Consider the following 11,935-nt stretch of genomic DNA (forward strand, 5'->3'; position numbering starts at 1 on the left):
GGCTACCGGTTACGCGTTGGCGGCTTTGTACTCCCGGCGTCGGCGGTGCAGGATCGGCTCGGTGTAGCCGTTGGGTTGGCTGGTGCCCTGGAAGATCAGGTCACTGGCCGCTTGGAACGCGATGTTGGAATCGAAATCCGGTGCCAGGTTCTTGTATGTCGGATCCGATGCGTTCTGGCGGTCGACCACCGGAGCCATCCGCTTCAGCGACTCGCGCACCTGGTCTTCGGTGACTATGCCGTGACGGATCCAGTTGGCGAGGAACTGCGACGAAATACGCAGTGTCGCGCGGTCTTCCATCAACGCAATATCGTTGATATCGGGCACCTTCGAACACCCGACACCGTGATCGATCCACCGCACGACGTACCCGAGGATCGACTGGGAGTTGTTGTCGAGTTCCTTGCGCTTCTGCTCGTCGGAGAAGTCGGTGGACGGAGCCAGAGGAATCTGCAGAATGTCGTCGACACTGGCACGCTTGTTCTTGGAGATTTCTTCCTGCCGAGCGAAGACATCGACCTTGTGATAGTGCAACGCATGCAGGGTCGCGGCGGTCGGCGAGGGCACCCACGCGGTATTCGCACCGGCCTGAGGATGACCGATCTTCTGCTCGAGCATGTCGGCCATCAGATCCGGCATCGCCCACATGCCCTTACCGATCTGAGCTTTGCCCTCGAGCCCTGCTGCGAGGCCGGTGTCGACGTTGAAGTCCTCGTACGCCTTGATCCAGGTCTGGGCCTTCATCTCACCCTTCGGCACGACCGGGCCGGCTTCCATCGAGGTATGGATCTCATCGCCCGTGCGGTCGAGGAAGCCGGTGTTGATGAACACCACCCGCTCCTTCGCCGCCTCGATCGCACCCTTGAGATTGACCGTGGTTCGGCGCTCCTCGTCCATGATGCCGACCTTGAGGGTGTTGACCGGCAGGCCGAGGACCTGCTCGACGCGCCCGAACAGCTCGGCGGCGAACGCGACCTCGTCGGGGCCGTGCATCTTCGGCTTGACGATGTACAACGACCCAGTGCGGGAATTCTTCAGCACGTTGTCCGCGGCCAAGGAATGCAGTCCGGTCAGCGAGGTGAACAACGCATCGAGGATGCCCTCGGGGACCTCGTTGCCGTCGGCATCGAGGATCGCATCGGAGGTCATCAGATGACCGACGTTGCGGACGAACAGCAGCGAGCGTCCGTGCAGGGTCAACTCCCCACCGCCCGCGCCCGTGTAGACGCGGTCCTGGTTCAGGGTGCGGGTGAAGGTCTTGCCGCCTTTGGAGACGTCCTCGGTGAGGTCGCCGCGCATCAGTCCGAGCCAGTTGCGGTAGCCGAGGACCTTGTCGTCGGCGTCGACCGCAGCGACCGAGTCCTCGAAGTCCATGATGGTGGTGACGGCGGATTCCAGGAGAACATCCTTGACCCCTGCGGCGTCGGTCTTGCCGATCGGGGATTGCGGGTCGATCTGGATCTCGAAGTGCAAACCGTTGTGGCGCAGCAGGATCGCCGACGGCGCATCCGGGGCGCCCTGGTAGCCGAGCAACTGCGCCGGGTCCGCCAACCCGGCCGTGCTGCCGTCGGCGAGGGTGACCGTAAGCGATGCAGCATCGACCACATATTTGGTAGTACCCACATGTGAACCGGAGGTCAGGGGTGCAGCCTCGTCGAGGAAACCCCGGGCGAAAGCGATGACCTTGTCGCCGCGGACCTTGTTGTAGCTGGTGCCCTTCTCGGCGCCGCCGTCCTCGGAGATCGCATCGGTGCCGTAGAGGGCGTCATAGAGCGATCCCCAGCGGGCGTTCGAGGCGTTGATCGCGAACCGGGCGTTGAGGACCGGCACGACCAGCTGGGGGCCTGCCGTGGAGGTGATCTCGGTATCGACGCCGGAGGTGGTGATCGAGAAGTCGGCCGGCTCGTCGAGCAGGTAACCGATGTCCTTCAGAAAGCTCTTGTAGGCGGTCTTGTCGTAGTTCGGGCCCGCATGCTCTCCGTGCCAGGCGTCGAGTTTGCCCTGAATCTCGTCGCGGACAGCGAGCAGTGCCTTGTTCTTCGGGGCCAGATCGGCGATCACTCCTTCGGCGCCGGACCAGAACTGCTCGGAATCGACTCCGGTTCCCGGGAGCGCCTCGGTCTGTACGAAGTCGTACAACACCTTGGCAACCTGAAGTCCACCAACAGAAACACGCTCGGTCATGAATCCCTCGCTCTTTCCGGATCACGGGCGCCACCCGGGCGCCCACACAACGACATCGTCGTCGATGTTACTCGGCAGTAGGTCCGACGGTGTAACCGCCGCTCACGAGTAGATTCTGGCATCGCTCGATCAATGCCGTGCGGAGAGGGGTTGCCCTGGCCATCAGGTCGGTCTGAGCGCGGACGTACTCCGCTCGCCCGGCCGGAGTTTCGATGGAGATCGGAGTGAGGCCGTAATCGGACAGATCGTACGGACTGGCCCGCATGTCGATCGTGCGCGCACGGAGCGCCAACTCGAAGCAATCAGCAACCAGCTCCGAGTCGACGAGAGGCGCAAGTTTGTAGCTCCACTTGTACAGATCCATGCCCGCATGCACACAACCGGGTTGTTCGTGGTTCACACGGCTTGTCGGCTCGAGGTACAGGGCGTTTCTCGGGACTGCCTCGTCGGTGAAGAACCGAAAGGCGTCGTAGTGCGTACACCGCACATTCATCGAATCGACCACGGCGTCCGTGCCGTCGTGCCCTAACCGCAGCGGTACCGAACCGTGCCGTAGGGCCGACTGCCCGCCGCGGTAGACCATCGCCCACTCGTGCAGTCCGAAGCACCCGAGGTTCGGTTGGCGCGCGCGTGTCGAACGCAGGAGGGCCGCGGTGAATTCGACGGCGGATCGACGCCGCTCGAGCAGCGATTCACGCACCCGAAAGCCACCGTCGTGCGGTTCGTACGAGGCGAAGGACGCATAGTCGGTCGCTGAGTCGCCCGTCAGCACGACACCGTAGCCAGGATTCCAGCGTCGTAGATGTCCCGGCTTGAAGCTGTAGTAGGTGAACAGGAAATCGAGAACGGGGTGTGTTGCGCCCTGCGCTCTGTGGTGCAGGTAGTCCCCGATCAGACCGTCGATACGGTCCGAGTGGGCGGCGCGCCGCAGCGTCCACTCCTGCTCCGACATCCGTGTCCGGGTCGAGGTCAGTACGATCCACCCCCACGCATGGTGGCTTGCCCGGGTGTTGGTCCCGCATTGCGGTGGGTGCCGTCGCGGACCGTGCCGACGAACTCCTCGACGAGGTCTTCCAGTGCGACGATTCCGATGGTGTTTCCCGACGCGTCGTGCACGGCACCGAGATGACTGCTCATACGACGAAGCCTGGTCAACGCGTCGTCGAGCATGGTGTCGGCTGCGACGACGGGGAGCCTGCGCACCTCGGAGCGTGGGATCTCGGTGTCCGGGCCTGCGGACTCGTCGAGCATGTATTCGAGCACGTCCTTGAGATGCAGATATCCCACGAGCGATCCGTCGGCGGCCTGCACCGGATACCGGGAGAATCCAGTGGCGATCACCGCTTCCTCGACCGAACCGAGCGTCGGTCCAGACGCGGCGTCCGAACCGGACAGCCGAACACTGCGTACCTGTGTCGACGGAATCAGGACTTCGGCGACGGTGCGGCCGGACGTATCGAGAGCCTGGGTCAGTCGGCGATGCTCGTCCTCGTCGATCAGACCCTCCGACCTCGACTCACCGATCATCTGAGACAGCTCGTCTTCGGACACCGACGAATCAAGTTCGTCCTTCGGTTCGATCCTCAGCCCGCGCAAGGTGAGGTTGGCGCAGATGTTGTAGAACGAGATGAGCGGTTTGGCGATCTTGATGAACATCAGATGGATCGGTACGAGCAACATCGCTGTCTTCTCCGGGCCGGCGATCGCGATGTTCTTGGGGACCATCTCGCCTACGAGGATGTGCAGCACCACGACCAGCGCGAGCGCGATCGTGAACGAGATCGGATGAAGAAGGGACTCCGGTATCCCCACGAGGTCCATCGGCTTCTCGATCAGGTGCGCCACCGCAGGCTCGCCGACGCGACCGAGAAGAATCGAACATATCGTGATGCCCAGCTGCGCCGCAGCCAGCATGAGCGACAAGTTCTGCCCGGCCTCGATCACGGACTTGGCTCGTTTCTTCCCCTGCGCCAGTAAAGATTCGAGCCGGTCACGGCGTGCGGAGATCAGCGAGAACTCGGCTCCCACAAAAAATGCGTTTCCGGCGAGCAGAAGAACTGCGAGCAGAACCGCGAGAAAATCACCCATGAGCGTTCTCCTCGGCGCGAATGTGCTCCAACGTTCCCGAATTCACCGGCTGCAACATGACCCGGTCGATCCTGCGACCATCCATGCGCGTCACCCTGGCGACCCATCCACCGTCGGAATCCGTGGGATCGTCGAACGTGGGGTCGGGGAGCGCAACGGTGTCTCCTTCGGCGGGAATCCGGCCGAGCTCGGACAACACGAGCCCGCCGATGGTCTCGTATTCGCCCTCAGGGGCCAAGTACCCGGTCGCCGCGGCAACTTCGTCGATACGGAGCAGGCCGGAGCAGATCCAACCGTCGCCGAACCGCTGAACGTCGATCTCGGGTTCGTCGTGTTCGTCTCGGACATCCCCGACGATCTCCTCGATCAGATCCTCCATGGTCACCATCCCCGCGGTGCCGCCGTACTCGTCCACGACGAGTGCGACCTGCATTCCGTCGGAGCGCACGCGCTCCATCACGGTGTCCCCGTCCAGGCTCGACGGTACGACGGGGACGTCCTGGGCCAGCGAGTCCAGCCGGGTCGTCCGTCGTAGCGCTGCAGGAACGGTGAACGCGTGCTTGATGTGCACCACACCGATCGTGTCGTCGAGGTCGCCGTCGACCACCGGAAACCTCGAGAACCCGGTCCTGCGCGCGGTCTCGATGAGGTCCGATGCAGTGTCCGACACCGACAGTGATTCGACCTTCACGCGTGGGGTCATCAACTCCTCTGCCGATCGTTCGCCGAACTGCAACGACCGTCCGACGAGCCGGGCAGTTCCTTCGTCGAGCGAGCCCTGTTGAGCCGAAGTACGGACCAGGGAACTGAGCTCACGTGGCGACCGCGCGGACCTGAGTTCCTCGGCCGGTTCGACGCCGAGTCTCCTGACCAGCCAGTTGGCCGATCCGTTCAGTCCGTTGATGGCCCATCGGAAGACTGCGGAGAACCCGGACATGGCTCCTGCCGTCGAACGCGCGGTTCCCATCGGCATCGCGATCGCGATGTTCTTCGGAACCAACTCGCCGAAGATCATGGAGAACGACGTCGCGATGATCAGCGCGATGGCCAGCGACACGCCTTCCGCAAGAGACTGGGACGCGCCCAGCGCTTCGGCCACCGGAACGAAGAATCCCGCGAGAACGGGCTCTGCGAGATAGCCGGTGATGAGTGTGGTGATGGTGATACCGAGCTGCGCTCCGGACAGCTGAAAGGACAGCGTGCGGTGCGCTTTCTGTACTTGCCGGGCACGAATGTCGTCGAGCGCAGCGACGGACGAGTCCACGGCGCTCTTCTCCAACGCCGTCAACGCGAATTCGGCGGCCACGAACAGTGCCGTTCCGGCGGTGAGGGCCACGAAGCCGACCAGGCTGAGAATGCTGACGAGAATGTCCACGGCTATCGCCGCCGAAGTTGAGACAGGCGCATCGCGCCGTGGGGCTCTGCCTGCCGAAGGAGGCGAGGCGAGCGAATCTTCGATGTTCGGGTGTCGCCGGGTTTGTCTCCCGGCTCGATAGAGGAGCCCTCCGAAGTGGAGCCCTCGTCGCCGTGGTCGCTGGACGCGACGACGGCTGTCGTGATTACGGGTGCCTCAGGCACCTTGTTCCTTCCTGTCGTTCCGCCGAATGCTTCGCCGGTGCTCGGGCACCGCCGATTCGCATGGGCCGGCGAAAATGTGTTCGTTCGATCGCGAAGCCATCATTCTAACGGCTGCAGGCGTTCGTGTGATCTCGAGTGGGGCAACGTCACCAACCGCTGGGAAGTGGTCGACCTTCGGCGAATCCGGCTGCGGACTGCACACCGAGCACAGCGCGCTGGTGAAGCTCTTGCAGTGTCCGTGCCCCCGCGTACGTGCACGTGCTCCGAACGCCCGAGCAGATGTGATCGATGAGGTCCTCGACTCCCGGCCGATCCGGATCGAGGCGCATTCTCGAACTGGAGATGCCCTCCTCGAACAGTCCCTTGCGAGCCCTGTCGAACGCGCTGTCGGTCACGGTGCGAGCAGCCACCGCACGCTTGGATGCCATCCCGAAGCTCTCTTTGTACGCGTTGCCCGCGGTGTCGAACTTCAGGTCGCCCGGTGATTCGTAGGTTCCGGCGAACCACGATCCGATCATGACGTTCGACGCGCCTGCGGCAAGCGCCAGTGCCACATCGCGCGGATGCCGTACTCCGCCGTCAGCCCACACGGCCGCTCCCAGTTCGGCTGCAGCCGCCGAACATTCGGCAACCGCCGAGAACTGGGGGCGGCCGACGCCCGTCATCATTCGGGTCGTGCACATCGCACCGGGTCCCACACCCACCTTCACGATGTCCGCGCCTGCCTGCACCAGGTCGCGGGTTCCACTCGCCGACACCACGTTGCCTGCAGCAAGGGGGATCCCCAGATCGAGTGCCTTGATGGAGGACAGCGCTTCGAGCATCTTCTCCTGATGACCGTGTGCGGTGTCGATCACGAGAAGATCGACGCCTGCGTTCGCGAGTGCCTTCGCTTTGGCTGCAACATCGCCGTTGATGCCGACCGCAGCCGCCACTCGCAGACGCCCTGCTGCGTCGACTGCGGGAGTGTAGATACCGGTACGCACCGCGCCGGTTCTGGTCAATACCCCGGCCAGCGAACCGTCGCCCGTGACGAGGACCGCAAGACTCTCGTGTGCCACCTCCAGAGCGTCGAACACCTCTCGCGGTGATGCGTCGGCGGCGACGGTGACGAAATCGTGGACCGCCACCGAGCGCAACCGCGCGAAACGATCGACGTCCGCGCAGGTGCTCTCGGTGACCACACCGACGGGCTTGCCGCCGTCGACGACGACGACCGCACCGTGCGCTCGCTTGTGCATCAGGGCGAGAGCATCCGACACCGACGCATCCGGGCCCAGCACGACGGGCGTGTCCGCGACGAGATCACGGCTCTTGACGAACTCGACGGTGTCGGCCACGGCCGTGATCGGGAGATCCTGCGGAAGTACCGTGATGCCTCCCCGCCGGGCAACGGTTTCGGCCATGCGACGACCGGACACCGCGGTCATGTTGGATACCACGATGGGGATGGTCGTCCCTGATCCGTCGACCGTCGCGAGGTCGACGTCGAATCTGGACGTCACATCCGTCCTGGTGGGGACGAGGAAGACGTCGTCGTAGGTCAAATCGTACGGTGGCCGCCGGCCTTCGAGGAACTGCACGTTTCGCCAGCGTACCGGTCAGGCCACTTCTGCGTATTCGGTGACCTTGGCCTGAGAGCGAGACAGGGCGATCGTCGCGAAGATCATGACGGCCACACAGAGCCCGATCACGGTGAGTTCGAACGGATCGTCACGCACACGTTCACCCAGAACCGTGATGCCGAGGAAAGCCGCACCGAAGGGTTCCCCGATGGTGACGGCAGGTAGCGAGGCGGACAGCGGCCCGGACTGGAAGGCGCGCTGCTGAAGGTAGAAGCCGAGGACCCCGCAGACGACGAGCGCGTAGGTCTGCCACGCGGTGACAGCCTCGACGACGTCTCTCTCGACGAGATCGGTGACGTACTTGGTGAACGCGACCGCCATGCCGAACAGCAGTCCGCCTGCAGCGCCCAGCAGAAGTGCGCGCTGGCTCGGCTTCTGGAGCAGGAGTCCAGCGAGTGCCGCGGCGAGTACCACGCCCGAGGCGATCAGCAAGGGCACCAGCCACTGCGAGAACGGGGCATTCGAATGCCCCTCGGTGGGATCACCGACGACGATGAACACCGCGAGCGCCGCAGCGAGAGCTACGGCCAGCACCCAGGTCGACCTCGTCATGCGATAGCTGGAGAACTTCGCGGACAGCGGCAACGCGAACAGCAACATCGAGACGAGAAGTGGCTGGACCACCAGCACCGAACCGACCCACAACGCGGCGACCTGGACCCCGTAACCGCCGATGTCACCGAGCACACCTGCCCACCACCGCGGGCTGCGCAGAAGCGTGGCGATCAGGGATTCGCCCTCGGGCACCGCTGCGGCGGCGCTCTGCTGTGCAACGGAGGCGCAGGCGAAGAGGAACGCGGCGATCAACGCCAGCACGATGGCCAATACCGGAAGTTCGTTCATCGAGGACCACGTCGCTGACCGTGTTCTCGCGACCCGCGAGCGGGCGATGCGTTCCGCCGACCTTGCCGCGGAGTGGTCGCGGCGGGAGCCGCCGCGCTGCGCACCACGGGCACGCCCGTCGGCGCCCGGGCCCCGGCAACCTCCCGCAGAACCGGGCTGGAGCGTGTCACATCGGTGAACGCGACGGCGATTCCCGCCTCGATTGCCAACGCACTCACATGTTCCTCCTGACCCGGTGCCACGAGCGTGACGACGGTTCCGCTGTCTCCCGCGCGAGCGGTCCTTCCCGCCCGATGTGTGTAGTCCTTCGCATCCGCGGGCGGATCGACGTGCAGCACCAACGTGACGCCGTCCACATGGAGCCCTCGTGCAGCGACGTCCGTCGCGACGAGAACGGGAACCGATCCGTTGCCGAACGATGCGAGTGCGCGTGTACGGGCGGCCTGTGTCTTGTCGCCGTGCAGCGCGACCGCATCGACGCCGGCCGTGCGGAGTCCCTCGGCGAATCGGTCGACGGCGTGCTTGGTGCGCAGAAAGACGATGGTGCGACCGTCGCGGGCTGCGAGAACTGTTGCGACCGAATCCTTTTCCTCGGCCGAAACTCGAAAGAAGTGGTGGCTCATTGCAGCTCGTTCCGGCTCCGTCGACTCGGTGCGATGCACGACGGGGGAGTGAAGGTACTGCTCGACGAGTTCGGACACATCGCCGTCGAGCGTGGCGGAGAACAACATTCGCTGCCCGTCCTTGCTCGTACGATCCAGCAGCTTGCGCACCTGGGGGAGGAAACCGAGATCGGACATTCGATCGGCCTCGTCGACGACCGTGACGGTCACGTCGGCGAGCGATACCGCGTCCTGAGCCGTCAGATCTTCGAGGCGTCCCGGCGTCGCGACAACGACGTCGACACCACGACGGAGCCGCTCGATGTGACGCTTGAGTGGAACGCCTCCGACGATGGCCATGACGCGAACACCGGATGCCAGCGCAGGCTCGTCCAACGACGCTTCGATCTGCAGAGCCAGTTCCCGAGTCGGCACCAGTACCAGGCCACGAGGGCTCGACGGCCGACTGCTGCTTCCCGACAGCCGCTGAAGTAGCGGGAGACCGAACGCGAGGGTCTTGCCCGACCCTGTCGGAGCATGTCCGAGTATGTCGCGGCCCCCCAGAGCATCCGGAATGGCGGCCGCCTGAATCGGGAACGGCGACTCGACGCCGATTCGGCGGAGTGCGTGTGTCACGACGGGTGCGAGCCCCAGATCTGCAAACGACGAGTGCTGGGGCATAGCGGAACAGTACAGCCACCCCAAAGTTTCTGTCGGTGGCACACGCCAGTATGTGCACGGGAACATACGTTCGAATGCGGCGGCTTCCGAGAAATCATTCGGCTTCTCGGAACGTGCGCCCAAAACGAGAGCTTGGGGGAGCTATGTGTGCATTGTGCGACGGACAGTCCATCGAGGACTACGTGCGCGACCTGGAAGACACGATCGACCGGCACGGGTGGGCGTTGCAGTACGTCGCCTCGGCTCCGCCCTCGTCGTACGAGGAATTCGACGGGTGTGGCGTCGATCCCGCGTTCTGCTACACGGTGGGACTGACTGCCGTCGGCCATCCTGAGATCGTGATCACCGGCCGTGGGCCTGCCGAATCGTCCACGGTACTGAACGCACTCGGGCGCCGGATTTCGGTTGCAGGTGAGGTGTTCGAAGCAGGCTCACGGGCGTGGGTAGCCGGGTTCGATCTGTATTTCGTGGACGTGATGCACAGCGGGGAGTGGTTGCTCATGGCCGAGAACGTATATCCGCCGGGCGCTGTCCGGGCGGTACAAGCTGTGTGGCGTGACGCCACGGGGAATCTGCCGTGGGAAGGCGACGTCGTGTCGACGATCGTCCAGCCTGTTCTCGGTCCGCCGCCGGGGTGGTACGAGGGCGACATCTGACGAAAGTTCCACCGGTGAACTGCAACGAGATTCGCTGGTCGCGCAGGTACGTTCTGCGGGACCAGCGAATCTCGCCGGCCGAGTGTGCCAGGGTCAGGCCTGAATCTCGCTGCGGTCACCGCTCCAGAGCGTGTGGAACTTACCCTCGGAATCGGTGCGCTCGTAGGTGTGCGCACCGAAGAAATCGCGCTGTCCCTGCGTCAATGCCGCGGGGAGACGCTTCGCGCGCAGAGCGTCGTAATACGCGAGCGAGGACGCGAAAGCAGGAACCGGGATGCCGAGCGATGCTGCGGTGATGACAACACGTCGCCAGCTGTCGATCGCGTTCTCGATGGCCTCGCGGAAGTACGGCGCAAGAATCAAGCTGGGCAGCTCGGCGTTGTCGTCGTACGCATCCTTGATGCGGTCGAGGAAGCGGGCACGAATGATGCAACCGCCGCGCCAGATCGTTGCAAGATCGCCGGGATGCAGATCCCAGTCGTACTCTGCACTGCCTGCGGCGATCTGATCGAAGCCCTGTGCGTACGCGACGATCTTCGACGCGTACAGCGCGCGGCTGATGTCGTGCGTGAACTGCTCGGCATCGGACGGCTTTTCGGCGAGGGTACCCGAGGCAAGGCCGACAGCGGCCTTGCGCTGGTTCCGCGACCCGGACAGCGCCCTGGCGAACACGGCTTCGGCGATTCCGGTGACCGGAACTCCCAGATCGAGTGCTGCCTTGACGGTCCAGCGGCCGGTGCCCTTCTGCTCGGCGGCGTCGACGATGACGTCCACGAGTGGCTGCCCGGTCTTGGCGTCGACCTGCTTCAGAACCTCAGCCGTGATCTCGACGAGGTAGCTTTCGAGGTCGCCGTTGTTCCACTCGGTGAACACATCCGCAACCTGCGCCGGGGTCAAGTCGAGTGCATCGCGGAACAGGTTGTACGCCTCGCCGATCAGCTGCATGTCGGCATACTCGATGCCGTTGTGCACCATCTTGACGAAGTGGCCGGAGCCGTCGGGGCCGATGTGCGTGCAGCAGGGAGTGCCATCGACCTGTGCTGCAATCGATTCGAGCAGTGGACCGAGCGCCTTGTACGACTCGGCGGGCCCGCCTGGCATGATCGACGGGCCGTTGAGCGCGCCCTCCTCGCCGCCCGATATTCCAGCTCCGACGAACAACAGGCCGCGTTCCTTCAGCGATGCTTCGCGCCGAATGGTGTCGGTGTACAGAGCATTTCCACCATCGATGATGATGTCGCCCTCTTCCATCGCGCCCGCGAGTTCTTCGATGACTGCGTCGGTGGGGTCTCCGGCTTTGACCATGATGAGTACTCGGCGAGGCTTCTGCAACGCAGCGACGAACTCTTCGATCGTCTCGGTGCGGATGAATTTGCCTTCGCTACCGTGTTCGGCGAGCAGAGTATCGGTCTTTGCAATGCTGCGGTTGTGCAGCGCAACGGTATGTCCGTGGTGCGCAAAGTTTCGGGCTATGTTCGAGCCCATCACGGCGAGTCCGGTGACACCGATCTGGGCGAGTTCTGACGGGTCCACTGCTGAGGTCATGGGTACAGCTTTCCTTGCCGAGCGCACAAACGAAAGCCGGGGGGTTTACTGCGTCGTTTCCGGTCGGATCTCACAACCGAAAACGGGGGTGCCGACTCCACCGAGTCGGCACCCCCGTTCGAGTGCATTCACA

General features: G+C 64.1%; 9 protein-coding genes. 1 reads left to right on the plus strand and 8 read right to left on the minus strand.

What is annotated here, in order from left to right; translation table 11 throughout:
- Positions 1–9: 9 nt before the first annotated feature.
- The 7 genes from RY1_RS01405 to RY1_RS01435 all read right to left on the minus strand — a co-directional run bounded on the left by RY1_RS01405 (position 10) and on the right by RY1_RS01435 (position 9,601).
- Positions 10–2,184: a malate synthase G gene (locus RY1_RS01405; RefSeq protein ID WP_072801726.1), complete on the minus strand. Its 2,175-nt coding sequence runs from the start codon at positions 2,182–2,184 to the stop codon at positions 10–12.
- Positions 2,185–2,251: 67 nt separating this feature from the next.
- Positions 2,252–3,136 (minus strand): 3-methyladenine DNA glycosylase, encoded by an 885-nt coding sequence (locus RY1_RS01410; RefSeq protein WP_072801727.1) that lies wholly within the window; start codon positions 3,134–3,136, stop codon positions 2,252–2,254.
- A 17-nt stretch (positions 3,137–3,153) separates the two neighbouring features.
- Positions 3,154–4,272 (minus strand): hemolysin family protein, encoded by a 1,119-nt coding sequence (locus RY1_RS01415; RefSeq protein WP_072801728.1) that lies wholly within the window; start codon positions 4,270–4,272, stop codon positions 3,154–3,156.
- Positions 4,265–5,647: a hemolysin family protein gene (locus RY1_RS01420; RefSeq protein WP_072801729.1), complete on the minus strand. Its 1,383-nt coding sequence runs from the start codon at positions 5,645–5,647 to the stop codon at positions 4,265–4,267. Before RY1_RS01420 ends, RY1_RS01415 begins: the two co-directional genes overlap by 8 nt.
- A 349-nt stretch (positions 5,648–5,996) precedes the next feature.
- Positions 5,997–7,433, minus strand: coding sequence for a GMP reductase (guaB1, locus tag RY1_RS01425; RefSeq protein WP_072801730.1), 1,437 nt, complete (start codon positions 7,431–7,433; stop codon positions 5,997–5,999).
- 18 nt (positions 7,434–7,451) lie between these two features.
- Positions 7,452–8,318 carry a DMT family transporter gene (locus RY1_RS01430; protein ID WP_072801731.1) on the minus strand — a complete coding sequence of 289 codons (867 nt, stop codon included), beginning with the start codon at positions 8,316–8,318 and terminating at the stop codon, positions 7,452–7,454.
- Positions 8,315–9,601, minus strand: coding sequence for a DEAD/DEAH box helicase (locus RY1_RS01435; protein WP_072801732.1), 1,287 nt, complete (start codon positions 9,599–9,601; stop codon positions 8,315–8,317). The genes RY1_RS01430 and RY1_RS01435 overlap by 4 nt, the downstream gene beginning before the upstream one ends.
- A gap of 143 nt (positions 9,602–9,744) precedes the next feature.
- On the opposite strand from RY1_RS01435, the gene RY1_RS01440 reads away from it, so the two are divergent.
- Positions 9,745–10,257, plus strand: a complete 513-nt coding sequence (locus RY1_RS01440; RefSeq protein ID WP_072801733.1) for a DUF4262 domain-containing protein — start codon at positions 9,745–9,747, stop codon at positions 10,255–10,257.
- Between the two features lie 93 nt (positions 10,258–10,350).
- Here the strand turns inward: RY1_RS01440 and gnd are convergent, their stop codons facing one another.
- A complete protein-coding gene (gene gnd, locus RY1_RS01445) occupies positions 10,351–11,802 on the minus strand; it encodes an NADP-dependent phosphogluconate dehydrogenase (protein ID WP_072801734.1) in 1,452 nt (483 codons plus the stop codon).
- Positions 11,803–11,935 lie beyond the last annotated feature (133 nt).

It is taken from the genome of Rhodococcus yunnanensis NBRC 103083, from assembly GCF_001895005.1.
GTDB lineage: Bacteria > Actinomycetota > Actinomycetes > Mycobacteriales > Mycobacteriaceae > Rhodococcoides > Rhodococcoides yunnanense.